This is a genomic window from Paraburkholderia sp. J76 (assembly GCF_905220295.1).
Taxonomy (GTDB): domain Bacteria; phylum Pseudomonadota; class Gammaproteobacteria; order Burkholderiales; family Burkholderiaceae; genus Paraburkholderia.
Genome location: NZ_CAJMZJ010000006.1, coordinates 370186 through 388501 on the forward strand (window position 1 = coordinate 370186; position 18316 = coordinate 388501).

Annotated in this window: 21 protein-coding genes; 13 read left to right on the plus strand and 8 right to left on the minus strand. The window is 66.9% G+C overall.

Annotated elements, in window-relative coordinates; all coding sequences use genetic code 11:
• The first annotated feature begins 228 nt into the window (after window positions 1-228).
• Entirely contained in the window at window positions 229-1224 is a 996-nt protein-coding gene (locus U5768_RS14905; RefSeq protein ID WP_322031159.1) for a LacI family DNA-binding transcriptional regulator, read from the plus strand.
• Between the two features lie 14 nt (window positions 1225-1238).
• Here U5768_RS14905 and U5768_RS14910 read toward each other — a convergent pair whose 3' ends face one another.
• Window positions 1239-1985 (minus strand): IclR family transcriptional regulator, encoded by a 747-nt coding sequence (locus tag U5768_RS14910; RefSeq protein WP_322031160.1) that lies wholly within the window; start codon window positions 1983-1985, stop codon window positions 1239-1241.
• A 164-nt stretch (window positions 1986-2149) separates the two neighbouring features.
• On the opposite strand from U5768_RS14910, the gene U5768_RS14915 reads away from it, so the two are divergent.
• On the plus strand, window positions 2150-3334 hold the full coding sequence (locus U5768_RS14915; protein WP_322031161.1) for a pyridoxal phosphate-dependent aminotransferase: 1185 nt from the start codon (window positions 2150-2152) through the stop codon (window positions 3332-3334).
• Here the strand turns inward: U5768_RS14915 and U5768_RS14920 are convergent.
• Genes U5768_RS14920 through U5768_RS14930 form a run of 3 tightly spaced genes read right to left on the minus strand, consistent with a single transcriptional unit; the run spans window position 3331 to window position 4480 of the window.
• Window positions 3331-3735 (minus strand): nucleotide triphosphate diphosphatase NUDT15, encoded by a 405-nt coding sequence (locus tag U5768_RS14920; RefSeq protein WP_322031162.1) that lies wholly within the window; start codon window positions 3733-3735, stop codon window positions 3331-3333. The genes U5768_RS14915 and U5768_RS14920 overlap by 4 nt on opposite strands.
• A gap of 11 nt (window positions 3736-3746) precedes the next feature.
• A complete protein-coding gene (locus U5768_RS14925) occupies window positions 3747-3980 on the minus strand; it encodes a hypothetical protein (protein WP_322031163.1) in 234 nt (77 codons plus the stop codon).
• 35 nt (window positions 3981-4015) lie between these two features.
• Complete coding sequence (locus tag U5768_RS14930) at window positions 4016-4480, minus strand: Lrp/AsnC family transcriptional regulator (RefSeq protein WP_322031196.1); 465 nt, start codon at window positions 4478-4480, stop codon at window positions 4016-4018.
• 136 nt (window positions 4481-4616) lie between these two features.
• On the opposite strand from U5768_RS14930, the gene U5768_RS14935 reads away from it, so the two are divergent.
• The gene (locus tag U5768_RS14935; RefSeq protein ID WP_322031164.1) at window positions 4617-5243 is read left to right on the plus strand and encodes a LysE family translocator; all 627 of its coding nucleotides are present in this window, start codon (window positions 4617-4619) and stop codon (window positions 5241-5243) included.
• An 88-nt stretch (window positions 5244-5331) separates the two neighbouring features.
• On the opposite strand, the gene U5768_RS14940 is transcribed toward U5768_RS14935, so the two are convergent.
• Window positions 5332-5838: a DUF1993 domain-containing protein gene (locus U5768_RS14940; protein WP_322031165.1), complete on the minus strand. Its 507-nt coding sequence runs from the start codon at window positions 5836-5838 to the stop codon at window positions 5332-5334.
• A gap of 289 nt (window positions 5839-6127) precedes the next feature.
• Here U5768_RS14940 and U5768_RS14945 point away from each other — a divergent pair, with 289 nt between their 5' ends.
• Together U5768_RS14945 and U5768_RS14950 are read left to right on the plus strand one after the other, a co-directional pair.
• A complete protein-coding gene (locus U5768_RS14945) occupies window positions 6128-6736 on the plus strand; it encodes a hypothetical protein (RefSeq protein ID WP_322031166.1) in 609 nt (202 codons plus the stop codon).
• Window positions 6737-7082: 346 nt separating this feature from the next.
• Window positions 7083-7358 carry an RNA-binding protein gene (locus U5768_RS14950; protein WP_322031167.1) on the plus strand — a complete coding sequence of 92 codons (276 nt, stop codon included), beginning with the start codon at window positions 7083-7085 and terminating at the stop codon, window positions 7356-7358.
• A gap of 20 nt (window positions 7359-7378) precedes the next feature.
• Here U5768_RS14950 and U5768_RS14955 read toward each other — a convergent pair whose 3' ends face one another.
• Window positions 7379-7561, minus strand: coding sequence for a hypothetical protein (locus tag U5768_RS14955; RefSeq protein ID WP_322031198.1), 183 nt, complete (start codon window positions 7559-7561; stop codon window positions 7379-7381).
• Between the two features lie 122 nt (window positions 7562-7683).
• Here U5768_RS14955 and U5768_RS14960 point away from each other — a divergent pair, with 122 nt between their 5' ends.
• On the plus strand, window positions 7684-8946 hold the full coding sequence (locus tag U5768_RS14960; protein WP_415913905.1) for a L,D-transpeptidase: 1263 nt from the start codon (window positions 7684-7686) through the stop codon (window positions 8944-8946).
• 46 nt (window positions 8947-8992) lie between these two features.
• On the opposite strand, the gene U5768_RS14965 is transcribed toward U5768_RS14960, so the two are convergent.
• The gene (locus U5768_RS14965; RefSeq protein ID WP_322031169.1) at window positions 8993-9907 is read right to left on the minus strand and encodes a DMT family transporter; all 915 of its coding nucleotides are present in this window, start codon (window positions 9905-9907) and stop codon (window positions 8993-8995) included.
• A gap of 118 nt (window positions 9908-10025) precedes the next feature.
• Window positions 10026-11600 (minus strand): ABC1 kinase family protein, encoded by a 1575-nt coding sequence (locus U5768_RS14970; protein ID WP_322031170.1) that lies wholly within the window; start codon window positions 11598-11600, stop codon window positions 10026-10028.
• Between the two features lie 152 nt (window positions 11601-11752).
• On the opposite strand from U5768_RS14970, the gene U5768_RS14975 reads away from it, so the two are divergent.
• From U5768_RS14975 to U5768_RS15005, 7 genes are all read left to right on the plus strand, one after another.
• Window positions 11753-12508 (plus strand): DeoR/GlpR family DNA-binding transcription regulator, encoded by a 756-nt coding sequence (locus U5768_RS14975; protein WP_322031171.1) that lies wholly within the window; start codon window positions 11753-11755, stop codon window positions 12506-12508.
• A 308-nt stretch (window positions 12509-12816) separates the two neighbouring features.
• The gene (gene phnS / locus U5768_RS14980) at window positions 12817-13899 is read left to right on the plus strand and encodes a 2-aminoethylphosphonate ABC transporter substrate-binding protein (RefSeq protein ID WP_322031172.1); all 1083 of its coding nucleotides are present in this window, start codon (window positions 12817-12819) and stop codon (window positions 13897-13899) included.
• Window positions 13900-14017: 118 nt separating this feature from the next.
• The gene (phnT, locus tag U5768_RS14985; protein WP_415913907.1) at window positions 14018-15097 is read left to right on the plus strand and encodes a 2-aminoethylphosphonate ABC transport system ATP-binding subunit PhnT; all 1080 of its coding nucleotides are present in this window, start codon (window positions 14018-14020) and stop codon (window positions 15095-15097) included.
• The gene (locus tag U5768_RS14990; RefSeq protein WP_322031174.1) at window positions 15075-15989 is read left to right on the plus strand and encodes a 2-aminoethylphosphonate ABC transporter permease subunit; all 915 of its coding nucleotides are present in this window, start codon (window positions 15075-15077) and stop codon (window positions 15987-15989) included. The genes phnT and U5768_RS14990 overlap by 23 nt, the downstream gene beginning before the upstream one ends.
• Window positions 15979-16854 (plus strand): 2-aminoethylphosphonate ABC transport system, membrane component PhnV, encoded by an 876-nt coding sequence (gene phnV / locus U5768_RS14995; RefSeq protein ID WP_322031175.1) that lies wholly within the window; start codon window positions 15979-15981, stop codon window positions 16852-16854. The genes U5768_RS14990 and phnV overlap by 11 nt, the downstream gene beginning before the upstream one ends.
• 73 nt (window positions 16855-16927) lie before the next feature.
• Window positions 16928-17578 (plus strand): GntR family transcriptional regulator, encoded by a 651-nt coding sequence (locus U5768_RS15000; RefSeq protein WP_322031197.1) that lies wholly within the window; start codon window positions 16928-16930, stop codon window positions 17576-17578.
• Between the two features lie 57 nt (window positions 17579-17635).
• Window positions 17636-18190 carry a phosphonate degradation HD-domain oxygenase gene (locus U5768_RS15005; protein WP_322031176.1) on the plus strand — a complete coding sequence of 185 codons (555 nt, stop codon included), beginning with the start codon at window positions 17636-17638 and terminating at the stop codon, window positions 18188-18190.
• Window positions 18191-18316: the final 126 nt, after the last annotated feature.

Below are 18316 nucleotides of genomic sequence, written 5' to 3' on the forward strand. Positions count from 1 at the left end.
TCGATTGTGACCGAATTCGTGGATTCGCGAATCGAACGTTACGCATGCGGCGGCCGATTCCGCCAGGTGATGAGGATTGCGAATTAAATGAATGCCTACGATGGCGAAGGCATGCAATGGTGCGAAACGAGGAAAACCAGGACGCAGCCGTTATGATATGCGTTCTTTTTATTTTGCCGTCCAGCCGCGATGTCCAGAACCAGCGCTCCGAAAGTCACGCCGCCCCGCATGTCCGATGTCGCTCGTCTCGCGGGCGTTTCGAAGATGACGGTGTCGCGCGTGATGGCGGGGCGCAGCGCGTCGGAGGCGACGCGCGAGCGCGTGCAGCGCGCGATCGACGAACTCGGCTATGTGGCCGACGCGGCGGCCGGCGCGCTTTCCTCGGGGCGCTCGTCGTTCGTCGCCGTGCTCGTGCCATCGCTTTCCAGCTCCAATTTTTCGGACACCGTGAGCGGCCTCACGGCTGTACTGGAGCCGCAAGGCCTCGAACTGCTGATCGGCGACACCGACTACTTCCTCGACCGCGAGGAGCGCCTCGTGCGCCAGATGCTGCGCCACCAGCCGCGCTGCATCGCGCTCACGGGCGCGCAGCATACGGACGCCACGCGCACGCTGCTGCAGCGCTCGGGCGTGCCCGTCGTGGAGATGTGGGACCTGCCCGCGGAGCCGATCGACATGGCCGTGGGCTTTTCCAACGTGAGCGCCGCGCGCGAGATGGTGCGCTATCTCGCGGACAAGGGACATCGGCGCATCGGTTTTCTGGGCGGCGCGGGCGAACTGGACCGGCGCGGCCTCGATCGCCTCAAGGGCTATCAGATGGAGATGAAAGCGCTCGGGCTCGACAGGCGCCGCGTCGTGCAACTGGGCGACTCTCCCGTCACGATGAGCCACGGCGCGCCCGCCATGGCCGAACTGCTTGAGCGCTGGCCCGACACCGAAGCCGTGATGTGCGTGAGCGACATGTCGGCCTTCGGCGCGATCATGGAATGCCAGCGGCGCGGCCTGAGCGTGCCGCGCGACATGGCGGTCGCGGGGTTCGGCAACTTCGAGATCGCGGCGTGCTGCTATCCGGCCATCACCACGATTTCGGTCGATGCCTACGGCATCGGCCAGCGCACGGGCGAGGCGATCGTCGCCGCGCTCGCGGCAGCGGACGGCGCTGTCGCGCAGCGTCCCGTGAAAACGCGCATTCAATACGCCGTCGTGCCGCGCGAGAGCGCCTGAGCACTCAGGCGTCGTCAAAGACCCTTGGCGATGCGCTGCGCCATTTCGACCACCGCGATGGCCAGGCGCTTTTCGCGGCGCGCGTCCAGCCTTTCCAGCGGCAGGCTCGCGCTGACCGCCACACGTTTGCCGAGCGCCGTCACGCCCACGAACGCCGCGAAACACGCAATGCCCGCCGTGACTTCTTCGCGCTCGTGCGCGAGGCCTGAGCGGCGTATCGCGGCGAGCGCCGCGAGCAGATCCTGCTTGCGCGTGATGGTGTTCGCCGTGACGGCGGGAAGCTGGCGCGGCAGGATCGCGTTGACCTCATCATCGGGAAGGCTCGCGAGCAGCGCTTTGCCCAGCGCGCTGCAATGCGCGGGCAGCCGCGAGCCTGGATCGGAGACGAGCAGCACGGGCCGCGCGGGATCCTCGCGCGCGAGATACACGACTTCGGCGCCGTCCAGCACGGCAAGCTGAACCACTTCGTTATGCGTCGCGACGAATACGGTCGCTTCCTGGCGGAACACTTCCTGGAGCCGGTCGTGCCGCACATACGTGCTGCCGAGTTCGAACAGCGTGAGGCCGACGATATAGCCGTCCGCGCGTTTTTCGATCCAGCGCCGGCGTTCGAGCGAGTCGAGCATCAGGTAGAGCGTGCTGCGCGAGAGGCCGGTGGCCTGGGCGATTGCCGCCGCGCGCATCGGGGCCTGCGCGTGCGCGAGCACGTCCAGTATCTCGTGTATGCGCCGCAGCGCTGGAACTTCGTAGGGTGAGGACATGGAGCCGCGCGCCGGGCGGGCCGGCAAATAGATCATCCAACAGGCTGGAAATACTAACATTGCGCTGGATACCTGCCTAAGCGCATCGGCATTTCTATGCGGGCGCATTCCCTGGTATCGTTGCACGCACCTATTCATCTAGCCGGGCGGGAGACATGCGGAACATGAAGTATTCGAATCTGGTCGAGCGATTGCAGGGCCGTCGCACGACGGCGTGGGAGATCCACCATGCCGCGCTGCAGGCCGCGGCGCGTGGAGAGGACGTCATCGTGCTGAGCGTGGGCGACCCCGACTTCGGCACGCCCGCGCCGATCGTCGAGCGCGCCGTCGCCGCGCTGCGCGAAGGCGATACGCATTACTCGGCCATCATGGGCCGCGAACCGCTGCGCGCGGCAATTGCGCGCGAGCATGCGCTTTCCAGCGGGCGCGCGGTCGGTGTGCAGAACGTGATTCTTTGCGCGGGCGCGCAAAACGGCTTGTTCGCTTCGTCGCTTTGTCTCCTGGAAGCCGGCGACGAAGTGCTCGTGCCCGAGCCGATGTACCTGACCTACGAGGCCGCGATTCGTGCGTCGGGGGCGACGCTCGTGCCGGTTCCCGTCGATCCCGCGAACGGCTTTCATCTCGACTGCGACGGGCTCGAGGCAGCGCTCACGCCGCGCACGCGCGCGATCTTCTTCGCTACGCCCTGCAACCCCACCGGCGCGGTGATGCCGCGCGCGCACCTCGAACGCGTTGCGCAACTGGCAAAGCGGCACGACCTGTGGGTGCTTTCCGACGAGGTCTACGCCGACCTCACATTCGAGCGCGAGCACGTGAGCATCGCCGCGCTGGACGGCATGGCGGAGCGCACGGTCACGATCGGCAGCCTCTCGAAGTCGCATGCCATGCCGGGCTGGCGTCTGGGCTGGGTGATCGCGCCGGAGACGATGATCGCGCATCTGGCGCGGCTCGCGCTCTGCATGCTCTACGGGTTGCCCGGTTTCATTCAGGAAGCCGCGCTCACGGCGCTCGACAATCGCGCGCAGATCGTCGCCGGCATGCGCGAGATTTATCGCCGCGGCCGCGACATCGTCTACGAGCGGCTGGCGGGCGTGCCGGGACTCAAGTGCCTGCTGCCGGAAGCGGGCATGTTCATGATGATCGACATCCGCGGCACGGGGCTCGACACGCAGGCGTTCACCTGGCAGCTTTTCGAGGCGCAGAAGGTTTCCGTGCTCGACGCGAGCGCATTTGGGGAAACGGCGAACGGTTATGTGCGGCTCGGTTTCGTCGTCGACGAGGCGAGGCTCGTCGAGGCCTGCGAGCGTATCGCGGCCTTCGTGCGGGAGCGCGCCGCCGCGAAGCGCTAGCGGGTTTCGAAGTAGAGGCGGGTGGGCTCGAACAGATCGACGGGCAATGCGTCCCGCGTGAACCACGCCCACTGCGCGCACTTGTCGGGCTCGGCGACGACCGGGGCGCCCCGTGCGACGGCCTCGACGAACAGCGTCACATGGCGCACGCGCCCGGCTTCGAGCCAGCCGCTGGCCCAGCCGGCCGCGCGCGCCTCGATCAATTCCAGGCCGGTTTCCTCGCGCAGCTCGCGCGCGGCTGCGGCGAGCGGATCTTCGCCGGGGTCGACCTTGCCGCCCGGGAACGCCCATGTGTCGCGTCCCCATGCGCTTTTGCGCAGGCCGAGCAGCCACGCATCGCCGTTGCGTACAACGACGCCGACGCCGAGCACGGTGACGTGAACGTTCGTGTCGTCGGTCATGTTCCGCGGATTTAGCGCTCGCCGTCGAACAGATCGTTGAGCATCTCGTCGAAGGCGGCCTGGGCATCTTCCAGTTCCTGAAGCGCCATGTCGAAAGTCTGCAGCGCGAATTGCGAGGGCTTGCCGTCGCCTTCGGGCGGGAACTGCGATTGCAGCGAGGTGAACGCCGTTTTGACGCGTTGGGTCGCGGTCAGTACGCGGTCCATGGCCGCGGCTTCTTCGGCTCGTGCCTGTTCTGGGGTCATCGAAAACTCCGTTATTACGTGTTGGGGTTGTGTGTTCAGGGCAGGGGCAGTCCGCTCTCGGCCTTTACTTCGCGCAGCGAGAGCGCCGACTCGACCGACGTGACGCCGGGCAGGCTGCGCAACTGGTCGCGCATGAAGGTGCCATAGTCGTCGAGATCGCGGGCCACCACCTGCAAAATATAGTCCGCCGTACCGGATACGTTGTGGCACGACAGAATGCGCTCGATCGCCAGCACCTCGCGCTCGAAACGGTCGGCGAGCGCGCGGTCGTGCACGGCAAAGCGCACCGAGACGAATCCCACCACGCCATAGCCGAGCGCGCGGCGCGAAAGCACCGCCCGGTAACGCTCGATATAGCCCTCCTGTTCGAGCCGCTTCAGGCGCCGCGCGCACGGCGTTTCGCTCAGGCCCACCGTGTCGGCGAGTCGTGCGTTCGGCATGCGCCCGTCGGTTTGCAGCGCGCCGAGTATCGCCCGGTCGAGTTTGTCGAGGTCGCTCATGGCGGTTAGGGGAGTCATGGTTCCGAGGGGGAAATATTAGCGCATTCCGCCAAATTATGACGTTGGCGATAGGAAAAACGCCAGAAATCGCTCTGCATGTAGCGGCAAGATTGAGCCTCTTTCACGCGAGGCCAACATGATTTCCGCCCACTTGCTGTTGATGTTCATCGTCGCCCTGATTATCGTCTGCGCGCTGCCCGGCGCCGACATGGCGCTCGTGATGCAGACCAGCATGAGCCGCGGCACGCGCAGCGGCTTCGCGGCGGCCTGCGGCCTGGGACTCGCGCGCGCCACCCACGTAACGCTTTCGGCCTGCGGTCTCGCGGCCTTGCTGCGCAACGCGCCATGGCTTTACGAAGTGGTGCGCTACGTGGGCGCGGCGTATCTCACGTGGATCGCCGTGCAGATCTTCCGCGCGCCGGCGTTCGCCATGCCCGAGCAGAAAGGCGTGGTCGAGGCGCGACCGCGCCGCGCCGACTTCGTCAAAGGGCTGCTCACGAACCTGCTGAACCCGAAGGCGCTGCTGTTCTGTTCGGTGCTGCTGCCGCAGTTCATCCGGCCCGAGGCAGGCTCGGTCTGGGTGCAGGTTTCCGTGCTGGGCGTGCTGCTGGTCGCGGTATGCGCGTTCTTCGACGTGATCTATGTGCTGGGCGCCGCGCGCATTGCCGTATGGCTGCGTCGCCATCCGCTCGCGCAGACGGTCCAGAAGTGGGCGTTCTCATCCGCGTTGATCGGCTTCGCGCTGCGGCTCTCGCTCGATTGATGCGGCTGGTTAGAAGGACGGTTGCGAAAAAGCGTGCGCCGCGTAATGCGCCGCACGCTTTTTTGTTGCTCGCGTTCAGAGGCTCGCGTTAGCGCGCGCCGAGATAGTCGAGCTTGCCCAGCTCCACGCCGTTGTGACGCAGAATGTCATAGGCCGTGGTGACGTGAAAGAAGAAGTTGGGCAGCACGAAGCCCAGCAGATAGCTCTGGCCCGTGAACTCGATCGGGCCGCTGCGCATCTTGAGCGTAATGCTGCGCGCTTCCGTGCCGTCGATCTGTTCCGGCTTGAATGCGTTCAGATAGTCGATGGTTTTCTGGATACGGGCGTGCAACTCGTCGAAGGTGACTTCGACATCCTCGAATTTCGGTGCCTCCACGCCGGCCAGGCGCGCGGCGCAGCCCTTGGCGGTGTCGGTGGCGATATGGATCTGACGCGTGAGCGGCAGCATGTCGGGGAAGAGCCGGGCGCCCGTTAGCACGGAAGGGTCGATCTGCTTTTCCGCCGCGTGCGCCTGCGCCTTGCCGATGATGTTTTGCAGACTGGTGAGACCGCGCACGAGCACGGGCACCGATGCTTGATACATGGAAATGGACATGGGGTTTTCCTCGTTTCTTCGAATGCGCGCCATACGCGCCGCTCCGGATCTGACCGGGCGGCCCATTATGCGCTAACGCGTCGCGCGCTGCCATCGGCCAAACGGCCAGCGCGAGCGTGGCAAGCGGGCACTTTGCCGGCACGCATAAATTACCTGGGATTACGGAACAAAAGCCGGCGCGCCCGCTGGCTCATGGATGTGCCCGATTGCCCCGACAATATTTGATTGTGGTCTAATAACCCGGCACTCACCATCCATTTCCGCATCGTGCCGCACGGTGCGCTCAACCATGAACGCAGAAAAGGCAGCAATACGCCGCATCGCGCGCCGCATGGCAGAAGGCATTGTTTGTCGCAGTGGTGCGCCTGAATGGCGCGCGCGAGTGCTGCGCGCGGTTCCGCGCGCCACGCTGCTCGCGCTCGCAACGGGCGTCGCGGCACAGGGTGCGTTCGCGCAAGACCCACAGCTTCTCGATACGCGCGTCACGCAGGAGTCGGTGACGGATACGATCTGCCGTCCGGGCTACGCCGACACCGTGGCGCCGCCGTTCGACCAGACCATGGCGCTGAAGGGCCGCATGCTCGCGGCGCGCGGCATCGACGCCGACGAAGGCGTGGGTTACGCGCTCGACCGGCACGTGCCGATCGTGCTCGGCGGCTCGCCGGACGCCAGGGCCAACTTCGACCTCATTCCATGGGGCGGCCACGCCGGCGAGCGCCGCAAGTCGCTGCTCACGGTGCGCCTGAAGCGCTGCGTGTGCGCGGGGCGCATGACGCTAGCGCAGGCGCAGGCGGCGATCACCGGCAACTGGGTGCATCAGTACGATCGCCTCACCCGCATGGACTGCGGCGGCGCGGCCGACGATACGACTTCGGCGAGCCGCGACGACGGTTCCTGAAGCGCTGTTTCGCGCGCACCTTTGTGCACCTCGGGCACGTCGGTTGCGAGCCCGACCAGGCAAGGGCAGGGGGCATCTCACTGCCAGACAATATGCCGCAGCGCGTCGTCCAGTAAATGCGACTATGCTGATATTCATCAACAAAAGGGAATCAACAAAAGGGAGTTACAACAATGCTTACGTCCAGCCTTTTATTGCTTGGCGTCGCTGCCATCCTTGGCCAGTTGGCATGGGAGCGTTCGCGCGCTCGCGCGAGCCTGCAGCCCGTACGCGTACGCGCGACGCAGCCTCGCCGGTTCCGCTGAACGCTGCACGCCAGATCCGAATTTCTCGCGAAGGGGCCGTCATGCATCTGACTGTGTGGAATGTTCCGGAAACCTGCAGCGAGCAGGATGTGCGCAGCTTTTTCGAACGCGAACTGGGCAAGTACGCCAAGGGCATCACCGTTTATGACGCAGGCACACCCAATGCGCACGCGGACCTCGAACTCGACTCCGACGTGCCGTATGTGGCCGATGCCGTGGCGCGCGAGCTTCAGTCCCGCCGTCTCGCAGGCGTGGCGCTCCAGGTGAGTGCGCCGCCGTTCGAAGGCGAAGCGCCCCCTAAGCGCGAACGCGACTGAGAGGTTTCCGGCCGTTGACGTCAGCGGCCTTCACCGGGGGCGTCGTAGAAGCGAAAGATCGTTTCGTACGCTTGTTCGCTCACCGTTTTGCCTTCCAGAAAGTCATCGATCTCGTCATCGCCCAGCGCCCGCGCAAGCGCGCGCACGCGCCGCCTGGTCAGGCCCGCGAGCGTCGGTTCCTTGACTGGCCGCGCACGTGGCATACGCGCGCGGTCGGCGTTGTCTGGTCTAATGTCGGGTGGTCGTGGCGCTGTCGGCGACGCCGCACAGCACAGCGCCCGACGTATCCGACTTCAGACAAGACGCACAATCGGCCGGACTCACGATGAACGACAATTTTTCGCGGCGCATGGGCGCTCGCGTGCGCGGCGGCGTCCAGGGAGGCGCTCCGCATCTTCCCCATCATAAACCGCAGTGGTTTGGCGCGCCGGTACGCCGCGCGGTGGCGGCTGCGCTATGCGCTTCGTTTTGCGCCTCGTGGGCAGCAAGCGCCGCTTACGCCGCAGACAGCGTGACCGCTTCCAGCGCGCATGTTGCCTCGGGTGCCGTGCGCAGTGCGCCGGTGCAGGCGCCGGCCGCTGCGAAGCCGGTTGCTTCCGCCGCGTCGGGCGCGTCTGCGGCCCTGCCTGTTGCCAGCGCGGCTTCCGCGGCTTCCGCGGCTTCTGCTGCTTCCACGTCTGCGCCGGCGTCGGCGGCTGCGAGTGCTTCGGCGGCTTCGTCAGCGACTTCTGCTTCGTCGGCCTCGGCGGCGCAGGCCGCTTCCGCGCCGCCCGCGCTCGTGCTCCCGGTTCATCGGATGCTCACGCCGCAGGAGGCCGCCGAAGAAACCCGCGACGCGCTCGAAATGCGTCAGCGCTTCGCGCGCGACGTCAACCGGCGTCTGCGTGTGCCGATCGCGGACCAGCGCGCCTACGGCCAGCGCCTCCAGGCGGCGCTCGACGAAAAGGATCTGGGCGCGCTGGCGGGCGAATTCGTCATCCTCGTCGATCGCAGTGCGAACGTGCAGGCGCTCTTCATCTACTTCCGGGCCACGCCTCGCGAGCCGTGGCTCATGATCGGCGCGTCGCCGGTCGCGACCGGCCGCCCCGGCGAGTTCGACCATTTCCTCACGCCGCTCGGCGTGTTCGATCACTCGCCGCTGAACATGGACTTCCGCGCGGAAGGCACCATGAATCAGAACAACATACGCGGCTATGGCCGGCGCGACATGCGCATCTACGACTTCGGCTGGGTGGACGGCGAGCGCGGCTGGGGCAAGGGCGGCTATTCGCAGATGCGCTTCCAGATGCACGCCACCGACCCCGACCGCCTCGAACCGCTGCTCGGCATCCGCCACTCGAAGGGCTGCGTGCGGATTCCGGCGACGCTCAATGCGTTCATCGATCACTACGGCATCATCGACGCCGAGTACCAGGCGCTGGTCGACGAGGGCAAGTCGCTGTGGGTGCTGCATTCGGACCGCGAGATCACGCCGTGGGCGGGACGCTTCGTCGTCGTGGTCGATTCGGAGCGCAAGACGCGCCCCGCGTGGTCGCCCGCGCCCGGCGGCAAGGCGCGCGCGAAGGCTGGCGCCGACACGGCCGACTGAACGCCCGGCGTTCGGTTGAGGGCGCGGTCGGGGCGCCGCGCGTGCGCTACGCGCGCCGCGCGATCAGCACGCCCGCAAGCGCGACGCCGAAGCCCGCGATCTGCGTGGGCGTGAGCGTTTCGCCGAACAGCAGCCAGCTTTCGAGCGCCGCGAGCGGCGGCGCGAGAAAGAGCAGCGCCGTGGCGCGTGCGGCGTCGCCGTGGCGGACCATCCACACGAGCAGCGTCACGCCCGCGCCCGAGAGCATCGCAATGCCCCAGGCCAGCGAGAACCACAAGGTCGGCGTGGCGAGCCAGCGCGTTTCGCCGAGCACGAGGGCGAGTACGGCGGCGACGATGGCCGCGCCCAGGTTCTGCACCGCGCTCGCGCTGCGAATGTCGGCTTGCGCGAGCGAAGTCTTCTGGTAAAGCGTGCCCGCCGTGATCGATCCGACCGACGCGACCGCGACCGCCACCACGAGCAGCGGATTCGCATGAACGTGCGCGGGCGCGGTCGCGGCATGGGCGTCGGCGATCGCGCCGCCGGCGGCGTGCATGGCGGCGTACAGCTTCGGGCTCAGCACGAGCACGACGCCCGCGAGGCCGAGCGACATGCCCGACCAGCGCCGCGGCGGCAGGCGCTCGCCGAACATGCGCGCCGCGATGGCGGCTGTCAGGAGCGGCTGGAGCGCGCCAAGGAGCGCCATCACGCCCGCGCTCAAGCCCTGCGCGACCGCCCAGTAACCCGCGCCCAGATACACGCCTTGCAGGAGCGCGCCGGCGAACAGATGCTTGCCGATTTCGCGTCCGCGCGGCCAGGGCGCGCGCATCGCCAGCGCGACGATCGTGAACAGCGCCGCCGTGCCCGTGAAGCGCGCGAGCAGGAAGAGATTGGGATCGGCGTAAGGCGCAATGGCGCGCGCGACGACAAAACCTGTCGACCACAGGACGACGAAAAGAGCGGGGGCGAGGGTGGCGAGCATGGGTGTCGAAAAGGCGCGCGCTTGCACTACGCTGGCACTACGCCTGGAGAAACACGAAAGGCCCGGAGTATCGCGCGCCGCGCAGGGTGCGGTCTTGTTCAGGACTGCACTGATGCAGCTAGCTTCCGAACAACACCGCCGTCACGCCGATCAAGCCTCCGCAGATCGCACAGGCAAGCAGCAACGCGCGCGCGCGCCGATGCTCGCGCCGCCACGCATCGAGCAACGCGGCCTGCTGCGCGGCGTGGCCCGCGGCGGTACCGTGCCCGGTCTTCGCGTGGTGTTCGAGGAAGTGGAACACCATCTGCGGCACGCGCGGCGCGATTTGCGCGAGGTGCGGCAATTCCTGCGAAAGCCGCCGTATCCAGCCGGGGTGGCCGAGGTCCTGCCGCGCGATGTCGGCGAGCGTGCGCCGCGCAATGCCCCACGCGTCCACGCCCGGATGAATCGCGCGCGCCAGTTCCTCCGCCTGGCTGAACGCGCGCTGCGCCGCCACGAGGCGCGGCGAGACCGCGCCGCCGAACGGCTGCACCGAATGCAGTAAATGGTGGAACAGCGCGCCCGCGCTGCGCTCGCCGGGGTCGCTCGCGAAATGCGCTTCGCTGCGCGTGCGCAATTCCGCCTCGATCTGTTCCGTGCGCGCGTGCGCGGGGACGTGGCCCGCCACGTGATGCAGCGTCGCGAGCCGGCCGTAGTCCTGTTCGAACAACGCCGTCGCTCCGTGCACGAAGAATTCGCGCTCGGGCGAGGAAAGGCTCGTCATCAGCGCGGCGCCCGCGAGCACGAGGCGGCCGCGCGTCTGCGGCTCGACGCTCACCGCGACCCGGCTGGCGTCGAGGGCCGCGTGGAAGAAGCCGTGCTCGAACGCCTGGCGCGTGACCACCTCGATCAGATGCGCCGCGACTTGCGTGACGTTGATGTGGTGCTCGGCGAGCCCCGCGATATCCGTCGCGCGCACGGTGTCGATGTGCTGTACCGCGATCGTCAGCGGTGTGCAGAGGTCCCAGATGACGTCGGGCACGACGATGCGCGGGTCGTCGCCAAGCTGATGGCCGCTCTGGCTCAGATTCGCGGCCTGGGCGCGCAGGTCGAAGCGGCGCTGCAGGTCTTCGCGCAATGTCAGCGCGAGCGCGTGCAGCCGCAGCTTGCGCGCGGCGCGCGAAAAGCGCTCGATCCAGCGAGCCACGGTGCACAGGAGCGCCGCGTCGTCGTCGACTTCCTGGACCTGTTTCGCGCGCAGCACGCGCAGCGTAATCGTCTGGTGGCCGTTCACCGGCAGCGCGAGCCGCGCGAGGTGCGTCTGTTCGCACCAGCCGTTGTGGGCCGCGATGGGGTCGATCCACGTGAACACCGTTTCGGGTGGTTTGCCGAGCGCGGCGCGCAGCGTGAGGTCGAGTGCCTCGCCCGTGAGGGGCGCTTCGAAATGCTCGATGGTATCGATCGCGTCATGCAAGGTCGCGCCCGCGAGTTCGGGACGCGTGGCGAGCGTTTGCGCGAACGCGCTCGCGAGCGGCGCGAGACGCGGCAGCGAACCATGCAGGCGCGAGGCAAGACGCGGGTTGTCATGCAGGCTCGAGGCGAGCGTGACGAACCAGTGCAGCTTGTGATGCTCGGGCGCTGCGAGCCAGATCAGCCGGAAGCCGTAACGCAGTGCACAAAACAGCAGACGCAATTGACGAAGTCGTGAACGCATGAATTCCAATAGTTGGCAAAGCGGGCGTCGCGTGAGCGCGCGGTCTTCACGAGATTAGCAGGGATGCGCGCACGATGGCAGGGCGGGCTCGTTCTGCGCGTGCGTAATACAATACGGCGGCTTTTCCGAACTCACGACCCGCGCCCACCGAGATGCTCGCCGAACAACGTCACCAATACATCCTCTCGCAAGTGAACCGCACGGGCGCGCTTTCGGTGGCAGACCTCGTGCGCGAGCTGCGCGTTTCGCGCGAGACGATACGGCGCGACCTCAACACGCTCGCGGAGCGCGGGCTGCTCGTCACGACCCACGGCGGCGCGCTGTCGAGCGACCGCCGCGAGCCCGATCTCGACGTGCGCGAAGCCGCCAACGCGAGCGCCAAGCGCGCGATCGGCGAACGCGCGGCGGAGTTCGTGCCCGACGGCGCCTCCGTCATCATCGATTCGGGCAGCACCACGCATGCGCTCGCGCGTGCGCTGACCGACCGTCATCGGCTCACCGTCTATACCAACGACTGGCGCATCGCGCTGTTGCTTGGCCGCCGCAACGAGAACCGCGTCACGCTGCTGGGCGGCGAGCTTTCCGACCACGAGGAAGCGACCTTCGGGCTCGACACCGTGCAGCAACTCGCCCAGTACCACGCCGATTTCGCGTTCGTCGGCGCGGGCGGCATCACCGCCGACGGCTGGCTCACCGACTATTCGCGCATGGTCGCGGAAGTGCGCAGCCGCATGCTGGCGGCCACGGCCTGCGCAATTGTCGTCGCCGATCATTCGAAGTTCGGGCGCATCACGCCCGTGCGCATCAACGGCTTCGAGCAGGCGCGCTACGTCATCACCGAGCTTGCGCCCGAAAAGAGCGTCGCTCGCGCCATCGCGGCGCGCGGGCCCGAACTCGTCATCGCCTGAGTCTTCTTCCTGTTGCGCGCGGCCAGGTCGCGTGTCGAATATTGGCGAATTGTGGAATTTTTTGTCAAACGCCACATTCGTCATGCTCATGTCATCAAAACCTGTGATTCTTGCGGGGCCCGTCCAGATGGGCCGGTAAGCGAGGCGAGCGGCTACGCGCTGCCCTTGCCGCGCCGGCCGGTTCAGGTGGAAAGCGGCGGATTGTAGACAATCTGCAATCGCGCGATGCGAGACCACCGCGAGGCGGCCCATTCAATCACAAACGCATCGGGTATCCCGAGCATCTGGTTTTGCCTTCGGAGAGTGACATGAACCACACGAATTCCCGTCGCGCGGGTTTTGCACGCAAACTGCTGCCGATCGCGGCCGCCGCGGCGTTGCTGGGCGCAGCCGCGAGCGCGCACGCCGCCGACGCCGTCGTGCTGTACACGGCCGACGGCCTCGAAAATCTCTACAAGGACGTGCTGCCGGCCTTCGAGAAGAAGGAAGGCGTGAAGGTCAACATCGTGACGGCGGGCAGCGGCGAAGTGGTGAACCGCGCGAACGTGGAGAAGGACTCGCCGAAGGCCGACGTGCTCGTCACGCTGCCGCCGTTCATCCAGCAGGCGCAGCAAAGCGGCCTGCTGCAGCCGTACCAGAGCGTGAACTACAAGAACGTGCCGGCCATCGCGAAGGCGGGCGACGGTTCGTGGGCGACGTTCGTGAACAACTACTTCTCGTTCGCGATCAATCCCGACGTCGTGAAGAGCCAACCCAGGACGTTTGCCGACCTGCTGCATCCCGATTACACGGGCAAGGTCGCGTACTCGAACCCGGCCACGGCCGGCGACGGCATGGCCGTGATCATCCTCACGACCTCGCTGATGGGCGAAGACAAGGCATTCGACTATCTGAAGAAGCTCGAGCAGAGCGCGAAGTTCCACACCAAGGGCACGGGCTACCTCGACGTGCTGCTTTCGCGCAACGAAATCTCGGTGGCCAACGGCGACCTGCAGATGGATCTCGACGACGCAGCCAACGGCGGCCTCTCGCTCAAGCCGATCTTCCTCGCCGCCGACGCCAGCGGTCGTCCCACGACGTTCCAGTTGCCGTACGCAATCGGCCTGATCAAGGGCGGCCCGAACCAGGGGGAAGGCAAGAAGCTGATCGACTATCTGATGTCGACGGACGTGCAGTCGAAGGTGCCGGACATCTTCGGCATTCCGGGCCGCACGGACGTGGCGCTCGCGGGCAAGAACGGCGAAGCGGTCAAGCAGGCCATCCAGGGCGTGAACCTGATTCCGGTGGACTGGAATCAGGTGATGGCGAAGAAGGCCGACTGGACGACGCGCTGGAAGAACGAAGTGATCGGCTCGTCGGGCAAGCCGCTCGAAGTCGTGAAGCCGAAGTAAGCCGGCAGGCCATAGAAACTTGCAACTTTGTACGGGACCGGAGCGAGGTCGCGAAAGCGCCGGCTCCGGTCGACAGGAGATGAACCCGGTGAATACCGCAAGCCTCGCGCCGGCCGCCATGGCCCGCGCGCTGCCGGATGTGTCCGGAGTGACTGACGCCACGGACGCGCCCAGCGCGGCGGGCGTGCAGATCGACCACCTGAGCGTGCGCTTTGGCGCGCGCACTGTCCTCGATAACCTCTCGCTCACGATCCGCCGCGGCGAACTGCTGACCGTGCTGGGCCGCAGCGGCTGCGGCAAGACGACCTTGCTGCGTTTCATCGCCGGATTCATCGAGGCCGATGGACTCGCGGGCTCGCTCACCGTAGCGGGCCGCAACCTGACCCACGTGCCGCCGCATCAGCGCAATCTCGGGCTGCTGTTCCAGAGCTATGCGCTGTTTCCGCATCTCTCGGTGTTCGAGAACGTCGCGTTCGGGCTGAAGGCGCGCCGCGTGCCGTCGCGCGACATCGCGCGGCGCGTGGCCGACGCGCTCAAGCTCGTGCAGCTCGGCGACGCGGGCCACGTCATGCCCGCGCAGCTCTCGGGCGGCATGCAGCAGCGCGTGGCGCTCGCGCGTGCGCTCGTGATCGAGCCGGACGTGCTCCTGCTCGACGAGCCGCTCTCCGCGCTCGACGCCAATCTGCGCGCTTCGGTGCGCTCCGAACTCAAGGCGCTGCACGAGCGCTTGCCCGACCTGACGATCGTGTGCGTGACGCACGATCAGGACGACGCACTCGTGCTCTCCGACCGCACGCTGCTGATGCGCGATGGGCGCATCGCGCAACTCGGCACGCCGCAGGATCTCTACGACACGCCTGACGACGCCTACGTCGCGCGTTATCTCGGTGCGGCGAATTTGTTGCCGCCCAACGTCGCGTTTCCGGTGGGCGATGCGCGCCACGCCGTGCGCGACAAACTCGCGTGTCTGCGCCCGGAAAGCCTGCGCATCGTGCCGCTCGGCGAAGGCTCGTTGCACGGGACGATCGAATCGGTCGAGTGGTATGGCTCGGTGCTCTCGGTGCCGGTGCTGCTCGACGCGATGCCGAACGAGCCGGTGCTCGTCACCATGCAGCGCGGCCACGGCATGACGCCGGCGAAAGGCATGCGTGTGTCCCTGCGTTACGAGGCTGACGATGTCGTCCTTATCAACCCCTGATTCCGCGCTGGCTCCGCCGGGCGCCGACGCGCACGCCGCAGCCGCGCGACGCCGCGAACGGCGCGCGCAATGGCACATCGCGTTTCTGCTCGTGTTCGTGCTCGGGCCGCTCGTCGTCTATCCGCTCGTGCGCCTCGTGCTGCTGAGTCTTTCGGGCGCGCACGGCTTGAGCTTCCATGCATACGAAACCTTTTTCGGCAATCCCGACTCGCGCGGCGTGATCGCCACGACGCTGTGGATTCTGTTTCTGAGCGCGGGTCTGGCGTCGGTGCTCGGGGTCGCGCTCGCCGCGCTGCTGTTCTTCAAGCCGTTTCCGGGCGCGAGCCTCGTCACGCGCTTTCTGGAACTGTTCGTGGCGTTCCCGTCGTTTCTCGTCGCGTTCACGCTGATCTTTCTGTATGGCTCGCAGGGCTCCGTGAGCATCGGGTTGCAGCGGCTCTTTCATTTGCAGGCGCCCCCGCTCGACTTCCTGTTCGGCATCGGCGGCGTCGTGCTCGCGGAAGTGGTGTTCTACGCGCCCTTCGTGGTGCGCCCGACGCTTGCCGCGTTCGCGCTGCTCGACATGCGCCTGATCGAAGCCGCTCGCAGTCTCGGTGCGAACAGCCGGATGGTCGCCCTGCGCGTGATTCTGCCGCTCGCATGGCCCGGCATCGCGGCGGGCACGATCCTGTGCTTTCTGCTGACGTTCAACGAGTTCGGCATTCTGCTCGTGCTCGGCAGCGCGCACCTCGTCACGCTGCCGGTGGCGATCTACAGTTCGGCCACCGTCGATCTCGATCTGCCGACGGCCGCCGCAGGCGCGGTGGTCATGCTCGCGATGTCGCTCTCCCTGTATGCGCTGTACCGGCGCGTGAATCGCCGCAGTCATGGAGGCGCGCGCAATGTCAAGTAATCCTGTCGCCGGTTCCGACCGTATCGCGCTTGCGCCCAAACATCTTCGTGCGCGGCCTGTCGAGCGCAGCCTCGTCGCGCGCGTTGTCAGCGCGGCACTCCTTGGATTCGCGGCGCTGCTGTGCTTCTGGCTGTTTGTGTTGCCGGTGATCGTCGTCGCGTTGTCGAGCGTCGCGTCGCACTGGTCGGGCACGATCGTGCCCGATGGGTTCAGCACGCGCTGGTTCGAGCGTCTCGGTTCCACCGATTTCGATGCGCTCGCAACGAGTCTCGAAGTGGGCTTCGGCGTGGCCGTGCTCGGCACCGCGCTGGGCCTCTGGCTCGCGCTCGCACTCGAAGGACGTGACCGGCGCGGCCTGGGCGCCGTCGTCGACACGCTCGCGATGGTGCCCAACGGCGTACCGAGCGTGGTGCTCGGTCTCGCGGTGCTGATCGCGTATCACAAGGCGCCTGTGGATCTGTCGAGTTCGGCTGCGATCGTCGTGTTCGTGCAGCTCGCGCTGGTGCTGCCGTTTTGTTATCGCTGTGCATCGGCCGCGCTGCGTCCCGAGTTGACCGTGCTGCGCGAAGCGGCCGCGAGTCTTGGCGCGCCGCCTTCCATGGTGCTGCGCCGCGTGGTGTTGCCGCAGCTCGTGCCGGCCATCCGCGCGAGTCTCGCGCTTGGCTTCGCGCTGTCGCTCGGCGAACTGGGCGCGACGCTCACGGTGTATCCGCCGGGTTTTGCGACGGTGCCCATCGTCGTGGTGGGCGCGGTCGAGCGCGGATACTACCTGCCGGCTTCGGCGCTCTCGCTGGTCCTGTTGCTCGTCTCGCTGGCGGCGTTGCTGCTGATCGCGGCGCGTGCGCCGCGCCGGCGGGCGGACTGAGCGGATGGACGCCATGCGGTTCGATGCGCCGCAGGCGCGCAACAAACGAGCAACGCGGGACGTGCAAGACCCCATGCCCGAAGGGCAGGCGAGCGGTACGACGCCGCTTGCCATGGTGCGTCAGCATTCGCTTACCGCGCTGGTGCGCGACGAGATCGAGCGGCGCATCGCGGCCGGCGTGCTTGCGCCCGGCGACAAACTCAACGAAGCCGACTGGGCCGCGCGTCTCGCCGTATCACGCGGACCCGTGCGCGAAGCGTTTCGCGCGCTGGAGCAGGCCGGCCTCGTGCGCAACGAGAAACATCGGGGCGTGTTCGTGCGCAGCGTCGGCGCGGCGGAGGCCCAGGAACTGGGCGAAGTGTGCGCGGCGTTGCGCGAAGCGGCGTGCCGGATGTTGGCGCCGCGCATCGACGCGGCGCAGGTCGCCGACTTGCGCGAGCATCTCAACGCCATGCGCGACGCGGTGGTCGCCGGGAAGGGCGAAGCCTTCCTGCACGCGCGCGATGCGTTTCGTGCGTCGCTTGTCGCGGCGGCTGGTAACGCCCGGTTGCGCGAGACCTATGAGCGGACCGTGAGCGAACTGCGGCTCTCGTCGCAGCGTGCGGCGCCCGCGCACAGCGCAATGGACGCATCGTATGCGGGCCATCGGGTGTTGTTGAGCGCGCTGGCGTCGCGCAACGCCGATGCGTCGGCCAATCGCATGCGCGAATCCTGCGGCGACTGAGGGCGGCGGCCGGGGTGTGGCCGTCGCCGTATTTATGTAATAGAGGAGTGGAAGACGATGGCACTGAGCCTTGCGGATATTCGTGGCTTGTTCGAAACGTACGGCGCGACGGCCTATAGCGGGGAGCCGGTCACGCAACTGGAGCACGCGCTGCAAAGCGGCGCGCTCGCGGAAGAAGAAGGGGCGAGCGAAGATCTGACGGCGGCGGCGTTCCTGCACGATCTGGGGCACCTTCTCAATCGTCAGGGCGAAACGCCGACCGAGCGCGGCATCGACGATCTGCACCAGTACTATGCGCTGCCGTTCCTGCGGCCCGTGTTGCCCGATAGCGTGCTGGAACCGATCCGCCTGCATGTCGATGCGAAGCGCTATCTCTGCGCTGTCGATGAAGCGTATTTCGGCTGTCTTTCCGCGGACTCGGTGCGCAGCCTCGAATTGCAGGGTGGCATCTTCAATGCGGACGAGGCACGCGAGTTCGCCGCGCGCCCGCACGCGGAAGACGCGGTGCGCCTGCGCCGCTGGGACGATCTCGCGAAGGTGGCCGGCAAGCCGACGCCGGATCTGGAGCACTATCTGCAGCTCGTCGAACGTGTCATGCAACGGCGCGTTTGAAGCGATTTTGCTCGCGCGTTTTTCCGGATTTCACGAGTGTCAAAAAACCGCTTGCAAGATGCCGGCTGGGTGACTAGAATTCCGGTCTTTCGCGCTTTCGATGAAGGCGCGGGGAGACGGGAAGCC